Source organism: Pseudomonas sp. PDM30 (genome assembly GCF_019218985.1).
Lineage (GTDB): Bacteria > Pseudomonadota > Gammaproteobacteria > Pseudomonadales > Pseudomonadaceae > Aquipseudomonas > Aquipseudomonas jessenii.
Genome location: NZ_JAHUWM010000008.1, coordinates 152,861 through 172,200 on the forward strand (window position 1 = coordinate 152,861; position 19,340 = coordinate 172,200).

Sequence of the window (19,340 nt, forward strand, 5' to 3'; positions counted from 1 at the left end):
GGAAATGTATGCAAGGCAAGAACAATTCTGAACACGGGTTGGCACTCAACGAACAGTTGACCGTGGTGCTGATGTCTCACGAGCGGCCGGCATTTTTGCGCCGGGCCGCACGTTTCTACAGCGGCTTGCCTTGCAGGATTCTGGTGCTGGATTCTTCGACTGAAGGTCAGCCAAGCCTGGCCGGGCAGTTTGAAAATGTGGATTACCAGCATGTTCCGCAGTTTGGCTACTGGGGAGTCCGTGCCAAGCTGGCCTTTGGCGTGGAACAAGTGACCACGCCGTTCATGGTGTTCGCCGCCGACGATGACTTCCATGTGCACGACGCCCTGCGCGCAGCCGTGGCATTCATGCAGGCCAATCCCGATTACGGCCTGTGCCACGGTTACAGCATGATGTATCTGTCGCAACCCAACAGCGTCAGCTACTTCCGGCGGGACAAGAAGGTCTGCGAAGACTATTCGTCCGAGCACGCCGAGGAGCGTGTGCTCGATTACATGCACCAGTACCTGCCACCTTTCTATGCCGTACAGCGCACCGACCTGGTACGTGACTGGTATCAGGTGATGCCTCAGGATACGTCCTTCCAATGGCAGGAAATCGGTCACACCTATTACATGCTGGCGCGGGGCAAGGCGCGGATTCTGCCGATCCCGTATGTCGTGCGTGAAATGAACTACGGGTACTCGGATCACAACACTGAAATCTTCCACACGCTGGCTCATACGGATGCCAGGACGGTCGCCGAGCGTGAAGCCTTTGCCGCTTTCCTCTTCGGCTTGCCGACCCAAGTTCAAAGCGAGGACCCGGAGCAAGGCCGGCAGTTCGCGCTGCAAAGCTTTGAGGCCTTGGCCGATAGCTTGCGCACCGGTCGCGCACTGACCACTGAGCTGATTATCGAGTCCGCCTGGACGAGCGTCGAGAAAGGCCCTGTGCGCCGTTTCGGCCCCAAGCAATACGTCGAAATGCCGTTCTACAACCAGGCGTTTTTCGATCAGTTGACCCAGTTCGAGTTCCTGTTGCACGCCATGCCGGCCGGTCGCGTTCAGTTGGCAGGCCTGGAGGGTATCTGGACCCGTCAGCAAAGCCTGATGCTGGCGCGCAACAATGACACGCCGGAAAGTGTGGTCGACCGTTTGTGGCAAGCCCACGACAGCAACATCTTCAACCGCGCGGTGGTCAAGCGTCTGGTGGCCCAGCTGGAACTGTTGGGTGAGGACGAAGAAGCGCAGACCCTGGGCGATTGGGCTGCACGTCTGGAGGCGGTGTCGGTTGAGGGTAATCGTGCGACGTTCGACAAGATGCTCTCCGGTCGACTGCTCAAATGGCTCTCCCCCCGCCAGCCTGATGAACAAGAGGCTGAGTCGATCGCCCGACACCTTGCGGCCAACGACGGTGGTCCTCAGTTCGGGATTTTCCTGCTCGACCTGGATAACGATATCGACAAGCTGCAAGTCTCTCTCGACAGCCTGCTCGAAGGTCACAGCAAGGCGTTCAGGATTGTGGTCTTCACCACCGGTGAAGCACCGGCCGCGACCACGGCGCAGAACACTCTGCACTTTGTCCGGGTTACCCAAAGCAACTACGTCGACAAGCTGAACCAGGGTGCTCGTCAGTCGCCTTGCGACTGGTTGATGCTGGCCGAAGCCGGCGACGAGTTCACTGCCGGCGGGCTGTTGCGCGCCAGCCTGGAACTGTTGTCTGCCGCGGATTGCCGCGCCGTCGCCACCGACGAAATCCAGCGCACCAGCGAAGGCGCACTGGTGGACGTATTCCGTCCTGGCTTCAATCTTGATCTGCTGCAAAGCCTGCCGGCCTTGATGGCGCGTCACTGGCTGATCCGTCGGGAGGTGTTCCTTGAAGTCGGTGGCTACCAGCCTGACTTCAGCAAGGCCCTTGAGTTCGACCTGCTGCTGCGCATCATCGAGCAGGATGGCCTCAACGGGCTGGCCCACCTGGATGAGCCGCTGGTGATTGCCCGGGCGCCGGTACTGGAAGAAAACGCCGATGAGCGCCTGGCGTTGTTGCGCCACCTGGGCAATCGCGGCTACAAGGCCAAGATCACTTCGACGGTACCTGGCACCTGGCAGATCGATTACCGCCACACCGAACGCCCGCTGGTATCGATCATCGTGCCGGCCGGGGACAATCTTTCGGCCCTGCAGCAGTGCCTGCAAGCGGTCTTGCTGCGAACCCGCTACATCCAGTACGAAGTGTTGGTTGCGATCAATCAGCATCAGTCGGCCGAGGTCAATGACTGGCTCGGTACTTATCAGCATCCGAAAGTCAGCGTCCTGCGCACCGATCAGCGTATGAGCGATGCGGCGTTGTACAACGCGGCCAGCCAGCAGGCGCAGGGCGAGTACCTGATACTGTTGGCCGCCGACAGTGAAGTGGTCAACCCGAACTGGCTTGAGTCGCTGCTCAATCACGCCCAGCGTCCGGAAGTCGGCGTGGTCGGTCCCAAGTTGATCGACCGCGACGGCAAGGTCACTCAGGCCGGTCTGATTCTCGGCATGAACGGTGGTGTGGGTTCAGCCTTTGTTGGTGAAAAACACGACGCCGAAGGTTACCTGCACCGGTTGGCGCTGGAGCAGAACTACTCGGCGGTGTCGATGGTATGCCTGATGGTGAGTAAAGCGTTGTTCGACGAGCTGGACGGTCTGGACAGCGTGACCTTCGCCGACGGCTTGAGCGACGTCGACCTGTGCCTGCGGGCCGGTCAGGCCGGTTACCTCACCGTGTGGACGCCGCTGGTACAGGTGATTCATTCGGGTGAAGTACCACAAGCGCCGCAAGCCCTCGATGCACTGCGTGACAAGTGGGCCCCAGCCTTTGCTCAGGACCAGGCCTATAACGCCAATCTGGCCTTGAGCGGCAAAGGCTTTGCCCTGGGCGAAAGTGCTTCGGTGAACTGGGTGCAGATGCTCGGCTAGGCCTGGCGAACAGGTATAAGGATTCAAGGCATGTTCAACGGAAAATCGATTTTCATCGCAGGCGGGACCGGTTCGTTCGGGTGTCGGATCATTCGGGACGCGCTGGTGCGTGTCTGGTTGCCAGCATGATTCCTTACGCTAGGCAAAGCCTTGATCAGGCGGACATCGATGCCGTGGTCGGTGTATTGCAGTCTGACTGGCTGACCCAGGGGCCGACCATCGAGCGCTTTGAGCGAGCGATGGCCGAACGCTGCGAGGCAGGTTTTGCCGTGGCGGTGTGCAATGCCACGGCGGCCCTGCACATCGCTTGCCTGGCGGCAGGGCTCGGCCCGGGCGATTGGCTGTGGACGACACCGAACACCTTTCTCGCCTCGGCCAACTGTGGTCGCTACTGCGGTGCCGAGGTGGATTTTGTCGACATCGACCCGCTGACCTGGAATCTCGATGCCGCTGCGCTGGCCGTCAAGCTGGAGCGGGCCGAGCGTGAAGGCCGGCTGCCGAAAGTGCTGGTGGCGGTGGCGTTCTCCGGGCAGAGCTGCGACATGCGCAGGATTGCCGCACTGGCCAGGCGATATGGCGTTACTGTGATCGAAGACGCGGCCCATGCCGCTGGTGCGTCCTACGCCGGGCGGCCGGTGGGTTGTGGCGAGTTTGCCGCGATGACCGTGTTCAGTTTTCATCCGGTGAAGATCATCACCAGCGCCGAAGGTGGCATGGTGATGACCAACAGCCCGGAACTGGCCGAGCGTCTGCAACGCTTGCGCAGCCACGGCATGACCCGGGATCCGCAGCAGATGACCGGACCCAGCCACGGCCCCTGGTACTACGAGCAGGTGGAGCTGGGCTTCAATTACCGCATTACCGACCTGCAAGCGGCCCTTGGTTTGTCGCAGTTGAACAAACTGGATGAGTTCATCGAGCGCCGGCGTGAACTGGCGGCTCGTTATGACCGCTTGCTGGCGTATTTGCCGCTGACCTTGCCTGGTGCGCAACCCGAGGCCGAGTCGTCATGGCATCTGTATGTGGTGCGGCTGCAACTCGATCAGATCGGTCTCACTCATCGTGAGGTGTTCGAGGGGTTGCGAGAGGCCGGGGTCGGTGTGAACCTGCACTACATTCCCGTGCATTTGCAGCCTTACTATCGTGATCTCGGGTTCGTCGAAGGTGATTTTCCGCAGGCAGAACGTTACTACGCCGAAGCCATCAGCCTGCCGTTGTATCCATTGCTCAGTGATGAACAACAGGACTACGTGGTCGAGCAGATGCGGCAGCTGATCGAAATAATCCAGCCATTGCGGCGGGTGGGAAATGTGTGATGCATGAACTGACCGAGCAGGAAACCTTCTGGCAGGGTGAATTCGGCAACCAGTACGTTGAGCGCAATGTCGGGCAGCCGCTGGTGGCGGCCAACCTGGCGTTGTTCGCCAAGGCACTGAAACGGGTCGGGCACATCGACAGCCTGGTAGAACTGGGCACCAATGCCGGCAACAACCTGCAGGCACTGCACCAGCTGTTGCCGCGCTGCGAGTTGTTCGGCGTGGAAATCAATGCCAGCGCTTGTGCCGCGGCCCGGGCGTTGGGTATCGCACACATCTGGCAGGGTTCGCTGTTCGACTTCCCACGGGAGCGCACCTTCGACCTGACCCTGAGCAAAGGCGTTCTGATTCACCTGGCGCCGGAGTTGCTGCCGGCCGCGTACGCGCAACTGTATGAGCTGAGCCAGCGCTACATACTGATCGCCGAGTACTACAACCCGGCGCCGGTCGAGGTCCCGTATCGCGGCAACAGCGGCAAGTTGTTCAAACGCGATTTCGCCGGTGAAATGCTCGATCGCTATGACGACCTGCAACTGGTTGATTACGGTTTTGGTTACCACCGCGATCGACAATTCCCGGTGGATGACATCACCTGGTTTGTCCTGGAAAAATGCCGTTGAACAACGTCGCCATTATTCCGGCCCGCGGTGGCAGCAAACGCATACCCCGCAAGAACCTCAAGCCGTTTGCCGGTGTGCCGATGATTGCCCGATCGATTCAGGTCGCTCTGGAATCCGGGTTGTTTTCCCGGGTGGTGGTCAGCACCGACGACGAGGAAATTGCCGGGCTGGCGCGGGACTGCGGCGCCCAGGTGCCCTTCATGCGCCCGGCGGCACTGGCCGACGACTTCACGGGCACTGCGGCGGTGATCGCCCATGCCCTGCAAGCCTTGCGCGAACAAGGGGACGAGTTTGATCGCGCCTGTTGTATCTACGCGACCGCGCCTTTGTTGCAATCGCGATTTCTTGTCCAGGGGCTGAGCCTGCTGGAACAGCATCCCGACAAGTCATTCGCTTTTTCGGTGTGCGACTTCGGATTCCCGGTCCAGCGAGCCCTGACCCTTGATGATCAGGGGGCATTAACGGCGCTGTATCCGCAGTATCGTGATACCCGCTCCCAGGATTTGTCGATCGCCTATCAGGATGCCGGACAGTTCTACTGGGGCCGCAGCGATGCCTGGCTGCGTGGCGAGGTGTTGTATTCGCCGTACAGCCTGCCGGTCATCCTGCCGCGTCATCTGGTGCAGGACATCGACACACCGCAGGACTGGAAACGCGCCGAATACCTGTATGCCGCGCTGAAGGCCGGGGGTGAGCTGCAATGAGAGTGCTGATTCGCTCTGACGCCTCGCCAACCATCGGCAGCGGCCACATCGCGCGCTGCCTGTGCCTGGCCCGAGTGTTGCGCAGGCAGGGCAGTCATGTGGCGTTCGCCTGTCGCCTGTTACCGGGGCATCGACTGGAGGCACTGCGGGCCGAAGGTTTCGAAACCTTCGCGCTGCCCGAGCGCTACAGCGATGAAGACCCGCAGCAAGCCATCGAGTCCATGCTGCCATGGCAGACGGACATCGCCGCGCTCGAGCCGCTGCTGGAGCACCAGCCGGCGTTTGACTGGATCATTGTCGACCACTACGGCCTCGATCATCGCTGGCAGACGGCCGCCCGGCGCTTTGCGCCACGGATCGCCGTGGTTGATGACCTCGCCACGCGGACCTACAGCGCCGACTTGCTGCTGAACCAGAACCTCTCGGGAACGCCAGAGGCTTATGCGTCGCTGCTGGCGCCAGGCTGCCGGACCTTGTTCGGCCCAAGGTTTGCCATGCTGCGCGACGAGTTCCGTTGCCCGGCCATCGAAATCAAGCCTCAGGCCCGGCGTGTGCTGGTAAATTTCGGCGGTTTCGACGCGGCAATGCAGACCCATCATGCGATGCTGGCGCTGGCAGACTTTGCTGAGCTGGAAGTCGATTTTGTCGCCGGAGCAGATAATCCGGCCTGGGCGCAGATGCAGGCGTTGGCGGTGAGTCGCCCGCATTGGCGCCTGCACAGTTTTGTCAGTGACTTTTATCGATTGATGACCGAGGCCGACATGTTTGTCGGGGCGGGTGGCGGCACCAGTTGGGAGCGGGCGGCCATGGGGCTGCCGACGATTTGCATTGCCGTATCGAACAACCAGCAGGTCAACGGCGAGGTCATGGCGGCCGCGGGCGCCCATGTGTTCATGGGGGCGCGCGAGCAGGTCAGTGTCGAGCAATTGCGCCTGGCCATCGGCTTTGTCGCGGGTAATCAGGGTCTGCGCCAGAGCCTGGCGCGGCAATCGCGACAACTGGTCGATGGCCGGGGGGCGCAGCGAGTGGCGGCTGCGCTGGCCGGCGCGGTGCTGAGGGTACGTCCGGCGACCCTGGGTGATGCGCAGCTGTTGTTCGACGGGCGCAACACCGAGGCCGTGCGCCACTGGTCGCTGGAGACCGGTGTGATCGAGTGGCCCGCGCATCAAAACTGGCTGACGGCGACCCTGAGCAATCCCCGGCGGCTGCTGCTGATAGCCGAGGCCGATGACGGTCCGGTCGGTGTGCTGCGTTATGACGTGCGTGGCTTTACCGCCGAAGTGTCGATTTATCTGTTCGAAGGCCGGTTCGGCCTGGGCTGGGGCAGGGCGCTGCTGGACCGTGGAGAAGCCTTTGTGAAGGCCCGCTGGCCAGAACTTGAGTCGCTCACCGCCCAGGTATTGCCCGCTAACCAGCCGTCGCTGCATGTCTTTCGCGAAGCCGGTTTTACCCAGAGTGCCTGCGCGTTCACGCGCGTATTGAAGGATCACGCAGATGACTAGCTTCAAGATTGGCGAGCGCCTGATCGGTGCCGATGCGCCGCCATTGATCATTGCCGAGATGAGCGGCAACCATAACCAGTCCCTGGACGTGGCGCTGCAAATCGTCCAGGCCGCGGCCAAGGCCGGTGCCCATGCGTTGAAACTGCAGACCTACACCGCCGACACCATGACCCTGGACCTGGCCGAGGGTGAGTTTTTCATCAAGGACCCCAACAGCCTGTGGGCCGGTAGTTCGTTGTACGCGCTGTACGAGAAGGCATACACGCCCTGGGAATGGCATGCGCCGATTTTCGCTCGCGCCAGGGAGCTGGGCCTGCTGGCGTTCTCCACGCCATTCGATGAGAGCGCCGTGGACTTCCTCGAAAGCCTCGACGTGCCGGCCTACAAGATCGCCAGTTTCGAAAATACCGACCTGCCGCTGATACGCCGGGTGGCCGCGACGGGCAAGCCGCTGATCATTTCCACCGGCATGGCCAGCATCGCCGAGCTCGATGAAACCGTGCGCGCCGCCCGCGAGGCCGGGTGCAAGGATCTGGTGCTGCTCAAATGCACCAGCACCTATCCGGCATCACCCGCGAACAGCAACCTGCGCACGATCGCGCATTTGCGCGAGTTGTTCGATTGCCAGGTGGGGCTGTCCGATCACTCCATGGGGGTCGGTGTGTCCGTGGCGGCGGTGGCATTGGGGGCAACGGTGGTGGAAAAGCATTTCACCCTCGACCGTGCGGCCGGTGGCGTCGACGCCAGTTTCTCGCTGGAGCCTTCCGAACTGGCCAGCCTGGTGATTGAAACCGAGCGCGCCTGGCAAGCCATGGGGCAGGTGCATTACGGTGTCACCGAGGCTGAGCGCCAATCCCTGGTGTACCGTAGATCGTTGTATGTAACCCGGGATATGGCGGCCGGCGAGCCCTTCGACGGGACAAATCTGAGAGCCATCCGTCCGGGTCTCGGGCTGGCGCCCAAACACGCGCAAAGTCTCCTGGGACGCCGTGCCCGTCAGGCCATCAAGCGTGGAACAGCACTGGACTGGTCGTTGGTCGAATGACCCGTTGCCGGGCTGATTCGGCAAAATAGCGTGACCTGCGAGTCATAACGGGCATCTTCACTGTATTGTATTGACCGGGAAGATGGCGCCTGACCCTTTATCGGGTTCAGTGATGGCCCTCTACGCTTCCCGGCCGTCGCCTTGGGGCGACGCAAATCCAGGTTTGTCGGCGCCCCTCGATTCCTGCGAGTGGTGGTATTGGGCTGTTTATTATTGGGAAGCCGTAATGATTGGCATAAAGAGCATTGCGAGCTACGTTCCTGTAGCCGGCGTGGACAATTACGCACAAGGTGCAAAATTCGAGAAGGATGAAGAATTCATCCTGGGCAAGATTGGTTCGGCTTTCCTGCCGCGCAAGGGCGTTGATCAGGAAACTTCCGATCTGTGCGTTGAAGCGGCCAATGCGCTGTTTGCCAGCAACCCCGATTTGAAACGCGAGTCCATAGATGCGTTGATCGTCGTCACCCAGAACGGTGACGAAGAAGGCCTGCCGCATACCGCGGCCATCGTGCAGGACAAACTCGGCCTGCCGACCAACGTCGCTGCGTTCGATATTTCCCTGGGTTGTTCCGGTTACGTCTACGGCATTTATGCGATCAAGGGCTTCATGGAGGCCGCTGGCCTGAAGAACGGCCTGCTGATCACTGCCGACCCGTATTCGAAGATCGTCGACCCGGAAGACCGCAACACCACCATGCTGTTCGGCGATGCGGCCACGGCTACCTGGATGGGTGAGAACCCGACCTGGGCACTGGGCAAGGCCAAGTTCGGCACCGATGGTTCCGGCGCCCCACATTTGAAAGTCACCGACGGCGTGTTCTTCATGAACGGTCGCCAGGTGTTCAATTTCGCACTGCTCAAGGTGCCGGCGCATTTGCATGAGTTGCTGGGCGAATCGCAATTGAGCGCTGACGACATCGATGCGTTCTGCATTCACCAAGGCAGCGCGGCGATTGTCGACGCAGTTGCGCGGCGCTTCGAAGAGTGCCCGCAGAAGTTCATCAAGGACATGGTCGAGACCGGTAACACGGTGTCGTCGAGCATTCCATTGCTGCTGGAAAAGCATATTCTCGATTCCGAATGGAAGCGCGTTGCGCTCAGCGGTTTCGGAGTGGGGCTGTCATGGGGTTCGGCGATTATCTATCGTCCTTGAGTGAACGTCTTTTAATAAAAAGGCCGGTACAAAAAAGCGCTCAAGGGTTAACCTTGAGCGCTTTTTTGCTTGTAAGGAATGCGAGGTAGCATGAGCGAATGCTTTGAAGACAATGCTCAGGTTATCCAGCGTCGCTGGCCGTCGCTGTATGCGCGATTGAAAACGGAAGACCGCCTGGCCGTCGAGGTCGACCTGATCGAGGGGCGGGACTCGACGCTGTGTGTGGGTGGCATCCAGCTCACCAGCCGTCATGGTCGTCTGCGCGAGGCCCGCCTGCAGGCCGCCAGTCTCCCGCTCGACAAGCCACAGCTGCACGTTTACGGCACCGGCTTCGGCGATTTGCCTGCGGTTTTGCTGGAACGCGCCGGGCTTGAAAAACTCTATGTCCACATTCTCAACGGCGCGCTTTTCCTGTTGGTGCTGGAGCTGATCGATCAACGCCAATGGCTGGGCGATCCGCGCGTGCAATTGCTCTACGCCGGCGATCTGTCCGACATCTTCACGCCGTTTTTTGCCTTGCCCGCCGAAATGCTGCTGGCCGATGACCACAGTGCGAAGATTCGTGATCGGCTGGTCAGCGAAGTGCACTTGAGTTTCAACAATCGTGATTTCGACCCGCAGTCGCCGGTCATTCTGCAGCGCTTGCAGGACACCCTTGGACTACTGCTTGCCGATGACGATGTGGCTCGGCTCTTTGGCACTTGTCCCGGGCGCGAGGTTTATGTGATTGCCACCGGGCCGAGCCTGGAAGGGAATTTCGAGCGCTTGGCAGCGGTGCGCAACCAATCCCCGCGACCTCTGTTCATCTGTGTGGACACGGCCTACAAGCCCCTTCGCGAGCACGGAATCAAGCCTGACCTGGTCGTGAGCATCGACCAGCGCATCAGCGTGCTGCACTTGCCCGGTGATGCGTCCGAGGATATTGCGCTGGTGTACTTGCCATTGAGCGATCCACAAATGCTCAATGCCTGGAAAGGCAAGCGTTACGGTGGTTACTCCGCAAGCCCGATCTACGCCTCGTTGCGCGAACAGCATCCCCGTGCACTGCTGAACGTGGGCGGCAGCGTGATTCACCCGGCCGTGGATCTGGCGGTGAAGATGGGCGGGCAGCGCATCACGCTTTTCGGTGCCGACTTTGCCTTTCCAATGAACCGGACCCACACCGGCTGGAACGATGGTGACCTGGGGCCGCCGGTGAGTCAGGCCAGATACTGGGTGCACGATGGCCATGGCCAGAAGGTCAAGACGCAGTTGAATTTTCGCGGCTATCTGTGCGAGCTGGAGCGTTACATTGCCAGGCATCCCCAGGTCCTTTTCCTCAACAGCAGTCGGGCGGGGGCAATGATTGCCGGGACGCAGTTCAATCAGGATTTCGTGCGATGAAGCATCAGGCGATAGGTATCGAGGAATACCGGCAATGCGCCGGTTTGTTTCGCTTGGGGCGTGATGTCGAAGCGGCGTTGAACATGGTCGATCTGTTCGATGAGGCGCAGCGCCTGTTTTTGCAGGCGCCGCAGGACGTGCAGCAGGCGTGGGCATCGTTGCTCAGGCAAATGCTCGCCTGCCAGGAGCGCCAGGATTGGCTGGGGCTCGCCGATTTCATGGAATATGAGTTGATCGAATTGCTCGAAAACATGCCGGCCTGAGGGCAACAACAGCTTTGGCACGGGCGTTTTCGGGCTGGACAGTTTTATGGCGTCATTTTTTCGCGGTTGAGGGGCGCTAAGCCCTTGTTTTCTCGGGGGTGGCAGGGTGATGGCATTTTTTTTAAAAAAAGCCCTCAAGCAACCTGCCAACCCGACGATAACTAATACGAAGGTTCTCTAGGCCATACCCGGCGGTTGCCAGGGCCGGAAGCCGCAGTACCCAACCAACGAGGAATTCGTCATGGCTTTAACAGTAAACACCAACACCACGTCGCTGAACGTTCAGAAAAACCTGAACCGTGCTACCGACGCTCTGTCGACTTCGATGGCTCGCCTGTCTTCCGGCCTGAAAATCAACAGCGCTAAAGACGACGCCGCTGGCCTGCAGATCGCAACTCGCATGGCTGCGCAGATTCGTGGTGGCAATCAGGCAGTGCAGAACGCCAACGACGGTATCTCCGTTGCCCAGACCGCTGAAGGCGCGCTGCAAGCTTCGACCGACATTCTGCAGCGTATGCGTGAACTGGCTGTTAAAGCACGTAACGGTACCAACAGCACTGCTGACCAGACCGCTACCAACTCCGAATTCGCTCAGATGTCTGACGAGATCACTCGTATCTCTGCTTCCACCAATCTGAACGGCAAAAACCTGCTGGACGGTACCGCTGGTACCATGCAACTGCAAGTTGGCGCCAACACTGGCTCGGCTAACCGCATCGACCTGGTACTGAGCTCCAAGTTCGACGCCGTATCCCTGTCCGTAGGCAGCGGTACTGTTGTTCTGACTGGTGCAACTTCCGCTACCTTGTCTGCCAACATCGACAACGCGATCACCGCGATCGACGCTGCTCTGGCATCGATCAACGCCACCCGCGCAAACCTGGGTGCTTCGCAGAACCGTCTGACCAGCACCATCTCCAACCTGCAGAACATCGTGGAAAACACCACTGCTGCACAAGGCCGTGTACAAGACACCGACTTCGCCGCAGAAACCGCGAACCTGACCAAGCAGCAAACCCTGCAACAGGCTTCTACCTCGGTTCTGGCTCAAGCCAACCAACTGCCTTCCGCTGTACTGAAGCTGCTTCAGTAATTTCGGCAAGAGTTTGGGCGGGGGAGTGTGCTTGTCACGCTCTCTCGCTTTTTACGTTAAGAGGTGATGGGCATGGAGATGAGCGTAAAGCTTGGCGTGTCTTATCCGGCTCCCCAGCCAGCGAGCACCGTTTCGGATAAAGCGCCGGAAAAGCCTAAAGTCGCCAGCGAGACTCCCGTGGCGCAAAAGAAGCTGGATACGGATGACACTCACCTGAAGCAGGCGGTGCAGCAGATCGAAAAGTTTGTACAGTCGATCAAGCGCAATCTGGAGTTCTCGATAGACGAGCAATCCGGAAAGGTCGTCGTCAAGGTGATTGCAAGCGAAACGGGCGAAGTCGTGCGACAGATCCCCTCCGCGGAGGCCCTCAAGCTGGCAGAAAGCCTGAGCAATGCGAGCCATGTATTGTTCGATGCCAAAGTTTGATAGCTGGCATGAATAGTGTTTGTACGTTCTTTGGGCGCTGATAAAGGTCAAAAGAGTGGCAGCAACCTGAAGGGAGACGAAAAATGGCAAGTCCAATTTTACCGGGTACGGGCCTGGGCTCTGGCCTGGATATCGGTGCGATCGTTACTGCGCTGGTCAACGCCGACAAATCGGCGAAACAGACGCAGATCGATACCCAGACCAAAACCAACACGCTGAAGATCTCCGGTGTCGGTTCCTTGAAAAGCGCACTGACGGCCTTTCAGACGGCGCTGACCAATCTCGGTAGCAAGACCAATCCTGCGTTTGCGGGCTATACCGCAACTTCGGGTACCCCGTCGATCCTGGGTGCAACTTCCGACAATACCGCCGTTGCCGGTACTTACAGCGTTGTTGTGAATAAGCTGGCCACCAGCTCGAAAGTAGCCAGTGCTTCTTTTGCCGGCGGTGCCGCCAGTGCCATTCCGAGTGGTACTTTGAAAATCAGTCAGAATGGCACTGATTACGATGTCACGATTCCAGCCAATGCGACCTTGCAGAGCACCCGGGACGCCATCAACTCTGCACAGGCGAGTAATGGTATTTCTGCCAACATCGTGACCGACAGCACGGGTGCATCGCGTCTGGTGATCAGCTCCACCAAGACCGGCGCGGGTTCCGACCTGACGGTCAGCGGTATCGCCGGCCTTGAAATCGACGGCACCCAACCGATGGGCACCAACCCTTCGGCCTCCAGTTCAGGAGCTGTCAACGGGATTGCGGTGGATGCATCGCTGACCATCGATGGACTGGCAGTGACCAGCAAGAGCAATACGGTTACCGGCGCGGTCAGTGGCCTGACCCTGAACCTGACATCTGTGAGCCCGGGTACGCCGCCGGCTGCGGCGACCGTCACCGTTGCGAACAACACCGCCGGTTTGCAGACGTCGATCCAGTCGTTCGTTGATTCCTACAACACCCTGATGAACACCATCAACTCCCTGTCCAAGGCGACAGCGGATGCCGATGGCAACCTGACTGTTCAGGCGGCGTTTACCGGTGATTCGATGTCGCGCACACTGATCTCCGATATCCGCAGCGTGCTGACCGCTCCCGGGGCGGGCGGTCCATTGGCCGTTCTGTCGCAGATCGGCGTGCTGACGAATGAGAAAACTGGCAACCTGGCGTTCGATACAACGGCGTTCAACAAGACGATGGCCATCAACGGCATGAGCGGCCAGGTGCAGCAGTTGTTCAACGGTAGCAATGCGACCAACGGCCTGCTGGCGCGCATGGGCACTGTAATCAAGCCTTATGTGCAGACGGGCGGGTTGCTTGACCAGCGCAATACCAGCCTGCAGACCGTGAGCAAGAACCTTTCAAATCAGCAGACTGCGCTGGACTTGCGTGTCGCCAACATGACCAAGACGTTGACCGCCAAGTACAACGCAATGGACCTTTTGGTCGGGCAGATGAAAGCGACGGCGAGTAACATCACCTCGTTCTTCACTTCCTTGAACGCCCAGAAGTCCAACAGCTAGTCGTGAACTGACGATAAAAACCCGGCTACGCATTTTCGCGTGTGCCGGGTTTTTGTCTTTTGATCTAAAGTTCTCTGGCTCGCGGACGATACACTGGTCATACGAGTCTTTGTGGTAATGAGGTAGAACATGAATCCAATGTTAGCCCTTCGGCAGTATCAGAAAGTGGGTGCGCACGCCCAGACGTCCGAAGCAAGTCCGCATCGTTTGGTGCAGATGCTCATGGGGGGTGGCCTGGACCGTATTGCCCAGGCCAAAGGCGCCCTGGAGCGCAAGGATATTCCCGGCAAGTGTGTGTCGATCAGCAAGGCGATCGGCATCATCGGTGGTTTGCGTGAAGGCCTGGATCTTGAAAACTGCGCCGATGCCGTGGGTGAACTCGACAGCCTTTACCTCTACATGATGAAGCGCCTGGCCGAGGCGAACATCAGCAGCGATCCGGAGATTCTCGATGAGGTCGCGAGCTTGTTGCGCACGGTGAAAGAAGGCTGGGACGGCATTGCTGAGCCAGGTCCGCAGTTCTAAGGGAGATCGCCATGAGTCTTGTATTGCAGCGGATAGAGCAAACTCGTGAAGCGCTGGTCGGTGCTTTGGCCGAGCGTGACTGGGAGGCCATCGGTCAATTGGACCTGGATTGCCGTTCCTGCATGGAAGATGTCATGAGCGAGGCTTCGCTGGATGAAGAGGTTTTGCGCAGCAATCTTGAGGAGCTGCTGTATGTCTACAAGCAGTTGCTTGAGGTCGCGATGGGTGAAAGGCAGGCGATAGTCGATGAAATGTCTCAGATCCAGCAAGCGCGGAACGCGGCAAAGGTTTACCATCTGTTTGGATAATAAAACCCGGTTAATCCAAACAAGTGCGCCATAAATTTGACTGTGCACGGATTTTTGACTTAACTAGTGGCTGGTTCCAGATTTCAGTCGTCTTCAGGCATACAAGGCCTGCAAGCGTTTAGCTTGCCCCAGCATTTTGGGCATTGAGTTGACTAGGGAAGTTGCTATTGCATGTGGCGTGAAACCAAAATTCTGCTGATTGATGACGATAGCGTCCGCCGCCGCGACCTGGCGGTGATTTTGAATTTTCTCGGCGAAGAAAATTTACCCTGCGGTAGCCATGACTGGCAGCAGGCTGTCGGCTCTTTGTCGTCAAGTCGTGAAGTGATCTGTGTCCTCATCGGGACGGTCAATGCTCCTGGTGCACTTCTGGGCTTGCTTAAGACACTCTCGACATGGGATGAGTTCCTTCCGGTTTTGTTAATGGGCGATAATTCTTCCATTGACTTGCCGGAAGACCAGCGTCGGCGAGTGCTTTCGACCCTCGAAATGCCGCCCAGCTACAGCAAATTGCTCGATTCGCTGCACCGTGCCCAGGTCTATCGCGAGATGTACGACCAGGCCCGCGAGCGCGGTCGTCATCGCGAACCCAATCTTTTCCGCAGCCTGGTCGGCACCAGCCGGGCGATTCAACACGTCCGCCAGATGATGCAGCAGGTCGCCGACACCGATGCCAGCGTGCTGATCCTCGGTGAGTCCGGCACCGGCAAGGAAGTGGTTGCGCGCAACCTGCATTACCATTCCAAGCGCCGCGAAGCGCCGTTCGTGCCGGTCAACTGCGGGGCGATTCCGGCCGAGTTGCTGGAAAGCGAATTGTTCGGCCATGAGAAGGGCGCCTTCACCGGGGCGATCACCAGCCGCGCCGGTCGATTCGAGCTGGCCAACGGCGGCACCCTGTTCCTCGATGAAATCGGCGACATGCCGCTGCCGATGCAGGTCAAGTTGCTGCGTGTGTTGCAGGAGCGCACCTTCGAGCGCGTGGGCAGCAACAAGACCCAGAGCGTCGACGTGCGCATCATTGCGGCGACCCACAAGAATCTCGAAAGCATGATCGAGATCGGCACCTTCCGCGAAGATTTGTACTACCGCCTGAATGTGTTCCCGATCGAGATGGCGCCGCTGCGTGAGCGCGTCGAAGACATTCCCCTGCTGATGAACGAGCTGATCTCGCGCATGGAGCACGAGAAGCGCGGTTCGATCCGTTTCAACTCGGCGGCCATCATGTCGCTGTGTCGTCATGGCTGGCCGGGCAACGTCCGCGAATTGGCCAACCTGGTGGAGCGCATGGCGATCATGCACCCATACGGCGTGATCGGCGTGGTCGAGTTGCCGAAGAAATTCCGCTACGTCGACGATGAAGACGAGCAAATGGTCGACAGCCTGCGCAGCGATCTGGAAGAGCGCGTGGCCATCAACGGCCATACCCAGGACTTTACCGCCAATGCCATGTTGCCTCCGGAAGGTCTGGACCTGAAGGACTACCTCGGTGGTCTGGAGCAGGGGCTGATCCAGCAGGCGCTGGATGATGCCAACGGCATTGTGGCGCGCGCGGCCGAGCGCCTGCGTATTCGTCGTACCACGCTGGTGGAAAAGATGCGCAAGTACGGCATGAGCCGTCGTGATGGAGACGAGCAGGCGGATGATTGACGCCTGTTTTTCAACGCGTTCATTTATAAGAAGTTTTTTTTAGGCACGGGTATTGCTACGTCCCTCGCAACGTTCCGTTTCACTGACGGTCAGCCAAGCGAGAGAGCACGATGCCCCAAGCCGCCCAGATGTCTCCTGTCCTTGATGCTTCGGGACAACCGTCGTCCGTAGAGCTGGCGAGCCGGCTTGGCCTTGAGCAGGCATTTGCGCTGTTCAACCAGATGTCCAGTCAGTTGACCGATTCCTACAGCATGCTTGAAGCCCGGGTAACCGAGCTCAAGGGTGAATTGGCAGTGGTCAGTGCCCAGCGCATGCAGGAGCTGGCGGAAAAAGAACGCCTGGCCAACCGCCTGCAAAACCTCCTTGATCTCTTACCCGGCGGCGTCATCGTCATTGACGCCCAGGGCATCGTGCGCGAAGCCAATCCGGCGGCGTGCGAGTTGCTGGGGTTGCCGCTGGAAGGTGAATTGTGGCGCCACGTCATTGCCCGCTGTTTTGCGCCGCGCGAAGACGATGGTCATGAAGTCTCCCTCAAGGATGGTCGGCGCCTGTCGATCGCCACGCGCTCGCTGGACGCCGAGCCTGGCCAGTTGGTGTTGCTCAACGACCTGACTGAAACCCGTCACCTGCAGGATCAACTGGCCCGTCATGAGCGGCTGTCGTCGTTGGGGCGCATGGTCGCTTCGTTGGCTCATCAGATACGCACGCCGTTGTCCGCCGCGTTGCTGTATGCCAGTCATTTGACCGAGCAAGAGCTGCCGGTCGCTACCCAGCAGCGCTTTGCCGGGCGCCTCAAGGAGCGCCTGCACGAGCTGGAGCACCAGGTGCGCGACATGCTGGTTTTCGCCCGGGGCGAGTTGCCGCTGACCGATCGCGTGACGCCCGCTCAGTTGATGCAATCGTTGCAAGCAGCGGCGCTGACCCACGTACAGGATCTGCCGATCCGCTGGCAGTGCGACAGTCATTCGGGGGAGTTGCTGTGCAATCGCGACACCCTGGTCGGTGCGATCCTCAATCTGATCGAGAACGCCATCCAGTCCAGTGCCGGTCCATTGCGCCTCAAGATTCACCTCTATACCCGCGGCAATTACCTGCACCTGTGCGTCAGCGACAGTGGCTCCGGTATCGATGCCGCCGTTCTGGCGCGATTGGGCGAACCCTTTTTTACCACCAAGGCCACTGGCACAGGTCTTGGCCTGACCGTGGTCAAGGCAGTGGCGCGTGCTCATCAGGGACAATTGCAGTTGCGCTCGCGACTCGGTCGCGGCACTTGCGCGCAAGTTATCCTGCCGTTGTTCAGCAGCGCTCAAGGAGCGGAGTGACACAGATGGGTATCAAGGTTCTGCTGGTCGAGGACGACCGCGCGTTGCGCGAGGCGCTGGCCGATACGCTATTGCTCGCGGGGCACGATTACAAGGCGGTGGGTTCGGCAGAGGAGGCGTTGCTTGCCGTCGGCGGCGAGTCCTTCAGCCTGGTGATCAGCGACGTCAACATGCCGGGTATGGACGGCCACCAGTTGCTGGGCCTGTTGCGAGCGCGGCAGCCGCAATTGCCGGTGTTGCTGATGACGGCTCACGGCGCGGTCGAGCGTGCGGTCGATGCGATGCGCCAAGGTGCGGTGGACTATCTGGTCAAACCATTCGAGCCCAAGGCGTTGCTCGATCTGGTGGGGTGTCATGCCCTGGGCAGTCTCGGTCTGGCTGAGGGTGAAGGGCCGATAGCATTCGAGCCGGCGAGCGCGCAGTTGCTCGAATTGGCAGCGAGGGTCGCACGCAGCGATTCCACGGTGTTGATCTCGGGTGAGTCGGGCACGGGCAAGGAAGTGCTGGCGCGCTACATCCATCAGCATTCTCATCGCGCCAATCAGCCATTCATTGCGATCAACTGTGCGGCGATCCCGGACAACATGCTCGAAGCGACCTTGTTCGGGCACGAGAAGGGTTCCTTCACCGGTGCCATTGCCGCGCAAGCCGGCAAGTTCGAGCAGGCCGACGGCGGCACCATTCTGCTCGACGAAATTTCCGAAATGCCCTTGGGGCTCCAGGCCAAATTGCTGCGCGTACTGCAAGAACGTGAGGTCGAAAGGGTTGGGGCGCGCAAGCCGATCACGCTGGACATTCGCGTGGTTGCCACCACCAATCGCGACCTGGTGGGTGAAGTGGCGGCGGGGCGCTTCCGTGAAGATCTTTACTATCGCCTGTCGGTGTTTCCCCTGGCCTGGCGTCCGTTGCGCGAGCGTACCGCCGACATCCTGCCGCTGGCCGAGCGTCTGCTGGCCAGGCACGTCAATAAAATGAAGCATTCACCGGCCAGATTGTCCCTCGAGGCCCAGGCGTGCCTGATCGCTTATCCGTGGCCGGGTAACGTGCGTGAGCTGGACAACGCGATTCAGCGAGCGTTGATTCTGCAGCAGGGTGGCTTGATCCAGCCGCAGGATTTCTGCCTGGCCGGGCCGGTGGCTTGCGCTCCATTGCCTGCGTTGGCGCAGGCGCCGGTGCGTCCAGTGGAAGTCGAGGCCGAGTCGGCCGGTGCGCTGGGCGATGATCTGCGTCGCCGAGAATTCCAGATGATCATCGATACCCTGCGCGCCGAGCGCGGTCGTCGCAAAGAGGCGGCCGAGCGCCTGGGTATCAGCCCGCGGACCCTGCGCTACAAGCTGGCGCAAATGCGCGATGCCGGTATGGATGTGGAAGCCTATCTGTTCGCCACCTGATCCTGTTCCTGTAGGAGCGAGCTCTGCTCGCGATGGTCGTTAACGATAATGCGGGGCGTCAGGATAAACGCGGCGTTCTTCAGTTCATCGCGAGCAAGCTCGCTCCTACAGCGGCTAGCGGCGATGAGAAGGGCTTTTGTGAAACAAGGCCATGGAGCTGGCACCCTTGTTGCTAACACCTCATGACCC

Annotated in this window: 17 protein-coding genes; all 17 read left to right on the plus strand. The window is 59.7% G+C overall.

Annotation, left to right across the window (positions count from 1 at the left end; all coding sequences use genetic code 11):
* Nucleotides 1-8 precede the first annotated feature (8 nt).
* Nucleotides 9-2,933, plus strand: coding sequence for a TIGR00180 family glycosyltransferase (locus KW840_RS19580; protein WP_218497068.1), 2,925 nt, complete (start codon nt 9-11; stop codon nt 2,931-2,933).
* 125 nt (nt 2,934-3,058) lie between these two features.
* Nucleotides 3,059-4,249, plus strand: coding sequence for a UDP-4-amino-4,6-dideoxy-N-acetyl-beta-L-altrosamine transaminase (pseC, locus tag KW840_RS19585; protein WP_057715901.1), 1,191 nt, complete (start codon nt 3,059-3,061; stop codon nt 4,247-4,249).
* A complete protein-coding gene (locus KW840_RS19590) occupies nt 4,249-4,869 on the plus strand; it encodes a pseudaminic acid biosynthesis-associated methylase (protein WP_218497070.1) in 621 nt (206 codons plus the stop codon). The genes pseC and KW840_RS19590 overlap by 1 nt, the downstream gene beginning before the upstream one ends.
* Nucleotides 4,866-5,573, plus strand: coding sequence for a pseudaminic acid cytidylyltransferase (pseF, locus tag KW840_RS19595; protein WP_218497072.1), 708 nt, complete (start codon nt 4,866-4,868; stop codon nt 5,571-5,573). The genes KW840_RS19590 and pseF overlap by 4 nt, the downstream gene beginning before the upstream one ends.
* Nucleotides 5,570-7,075 carry a UDP-2,4-diacetamido-2,4,6-trideoxy-beta-L-altropyranose hydrolase gene (gene pseG / locus KW840_RS19600; RefSeq protein WP_218497074.1) on the plus strand — a complete coding sequence of 502 codons (1,506 nt, stop codon included), beginning with the start codon at nt 5,570-5,572 and terminating at the stop codon, nt 7,073-7,075. Before pseF ends, pseG begins: the two co-directional genes overlap by 4 nt.
* The gene (pseI, locus tag KW840_RS19605) at nt 7,068-8,120 is read left to right on the plus strand and encodes a pseudaminic acid synthase (RefSeq protein WP_218497076.1); all 1,053 of its coding nucleotides are present in this window, start codon (nt 7,068-7,070) and stop codon (nt 8,118-8,120) included. The genes pseG and pseI overlap by 8 nt, the downstream gene beginning before the upstream one ends.
* Nucleotides 8,121-8,346: 226 nt before the next feature.
* On the plus strand, nt 8,347-9,273 hold the full coding sequence (locus KW840_RS19610) for a ketoacyl-ACP synthase III (RefSeq protein ID WP_056721553.1): 927 nt from the start codon (nt 8,347-8,349) through the stop codon (nt 9,271-9,273).
* Nucleotides 9,274-9,363: 90 nt separating this feature from the next.
* Nucleotides 9,364-10,656 (plus strand): motility associated factor glycosyltransferase family protein, encoded by a 1,293-nt coding sequence (locus tag KW840_RS19615; protein WP_218497078.1) that lies wholly within the window; start codon nt 9,364-9,366, stop codon nt 10,654-10,656.
* Nucleotides 10,653-10,919: a hypothetical protein gene (locus KW840_RS19620; RefSeq protein WP_057715896.1), complete on the plus strand. Its 267-nt coding sequence runs from the start codon at nt 10,653-10,655 to the stop codon at nt 10,917-10,919. The genes KW840_RS19615 and KW840_RS19620 overlap by 4 nt, the downstream gene beginning before the upstream one ends.
* Before the next feature lie 241 nt (nt 10,920-11,160).
* A complete protein-coding gene (locus KW840_RS19625) occupies nt 11,161-12,012 on the plus strand; it encodes a flagellin domain-containing protein (protein WP_057715895.1) in 852 nt (283 codons plus the stop codon).
* Nucleotides 12,013-12,084: 72 nt separating this feature from the next.
* The gene (locus tag KW840_RS19630; protein ID WP_057715894.1) at nt 12,085-12,438 is read left to right on the plus strand and encodes a flagellar protein FlaG; all 354 of its coding nucleotides are present in this window, start codon (nt 12,085-12,087) and stop codon (nt 12,436-12,438) included.
* Nucleotides 12,439-12,521: 83 nt separating this feature from the next.
* On the plus strand, nt 12,522-13,958 hold the full coding sequence (gene fliD, locus KW840_RS19635) for a flagellar filament capping protein FliD (protein ID WP_057715893.1): 1,437 nt from the start codon (nt 12,522-12,524) through the stop codon (nt 13,956-13,958).
* A 129-nt stretch (nt 13,959-14,087) separates the two neighbouring features.
* Nucleotides 14,088-14,483, plus strand: a complete 396-nt coding sequence (gene fliS / locus KW840_RS19640) for a flagellar export chaperone FliS (RefSeq protein ID WP_090453820.1) — start codon at nt 14,088-14,090, stop codon at nt 14,481-14,483.
* A gap of 11 nt (nt 14,484-14,494) precedes the next feature.
* Nucleotides 14,495-14,791: a hypothetical protein gene (locus tag KW840_RS19645; protein ID WP_056721566.1), complete on the plus strand. Its 297-nt coding sequence runs from the start codon at nt 14,495-14,497 to the stop codon at nt 14,789-14,791.
* Nucleotides 14,792-14,962: 171 nt separating this feature from the next.
* The gene (locus KW840_RS19650; RefSeq protein WP_046037712.1) at nt 14,963-16,438 is read left to right on the plus strand and encodes a sigma-54 dependent transcriptional regulator; all 1,476 of its coding nucleotides are present in this window, start codon (nt 14,963-14,965) and stop codon (nt 16,436-16,438) included.
* A 128-nt stretch (nt 16,439-16,566) separates the two neighbouring features.
* Entirely contained in the window at nt 16,567-17,760 is a 1,194-nt protein-coding gene (locus KW840_RS19655) for a PAS domain-containing sensor histidine kinase (protein WP_218497249.1), read from the plus strand.
* 5 nt (nt 17,761-17,765) lie between these two features.
* Nucleotides 17,766-19,151, plus strand: a complete 1,386-nt coding sequence (locus tag KW840_RS19660; protein WP_218497080.1) for a sigma-54 dependent transcriptional regulator — start codon at nt 17,766-17,768, stop codon at nt 19,149-19,151.
* Nucleotides 19,152-19,340: the final 189 nt, after the last annotated feature.

Bases quoted from the DNA above. Each gene is read 5' to 3' on its own strand.
- KW840_RS19580 (WP_218497068.1), top strand. From the start codon at position 9: ATGCAAGGCAAGAACAATTCTGAACACGGGTTGGCACTCAACGAACAG.
- pseC (WP_057715901.1), top strand. From the start codon at position 3,059: ATGATTCCTTACGCTAGGCAAAGCCTTGATCAGGCGGACATCGATGCC.
- KW840_RS19590 (WP_218497070.1), top strand. From the start codon at position 4,249: ATGCATGAACTGACCGAGCAGGAAACCTTCTGGCAGGGTGAATTCGGC.
- pseG (WP_218497074.1), top strand. From the start codon at position 5,570: ATGAGAGTGCTGATTCGCTCTGACGCCTCGCCAACCATCGGCAGCGGC.
- pseI (WP_218497076.1), top strand. From the start codon at position 7,068: ATGACTAGCTTCAAGATTGGCGAGCGCCTGATCGGTGCCGATGCGCCG.
- KW840_RS19610 (WP_056721553.1), top strand. From the start codon at position 8,347: ATGATTGGCATAAAGAGCATTGCGAGCTACGTTCCTGTAGCCGGCGTG.
- KW840_RS19615 (WP_218497078.1), top strand. From the start codon at position 9,364: ATGAGCGAATGCTTTGAAGACAATGCTCAGGTTATCCAGCGTCGCTGG.
- KW840_RS19620 (WP_057715896.1), top strand. From the start codon at position 10,653: ATGAAGCATCAGGCGATAGGTATCGAGGAATACCGGCAATGCGCCGGT.
- KW840_RS19625 (WP_057715895.1), top strand. From the start codon at position 11,161: ATGGCTTTAACAGTAAACACCAACACCACGTCGCTGAACGTTCAGAAA.
- KW840_RS19630 (WP_057715894.1), top strand. From the start codon at position 12,085: ATGGAGATGAGCGTAAAGCTTGGCGTGTCTTATCCGGCTCCCCAGCCA.
- fliD (WP_057715893.1), top strand. From the start codon at position 12,522: ATGGCAAGTCCAATTTTACCGGGTACGGGCCTGGGCTCTGGCCTGGAT.
- fliS (WP_090453820.1), top strand. From the start codon at position 14,088: ATGAATCCAATGTTAGCCCTTCGGCAGTATCAGAAAGTGGGTGCGCAC.
- KW840_RS19645 (WP_056721566.1), top strand. From the start codon at position 14,495: ATGAGTCTTGTATTGCAGCGGATAGAGCAAACTCGTGAAGCGCTGGTC.
- KW840_RS19650 (WP_046037712.1), top strand. From the start codon at position 14,963: ATGTGGCGTGAAACCAAAATTCTGCTGATTGATGACGATAGCGTCCGC.
- KW840_RS19655 (WP_218497249.1), top strand. From the start codon at position 16,567: ATGTCTCCTGTCCTTGATGCTTCGGGACAACCGTCGTCCGTAGAGCTG.
- KW840_RS19660 (WP_218497080.1), top strand. From the start codon at position 17,766: ATGGGTATCAAGGTTCTGCTGGTCGAGGACGACCGCGCGTTGCGCGAG.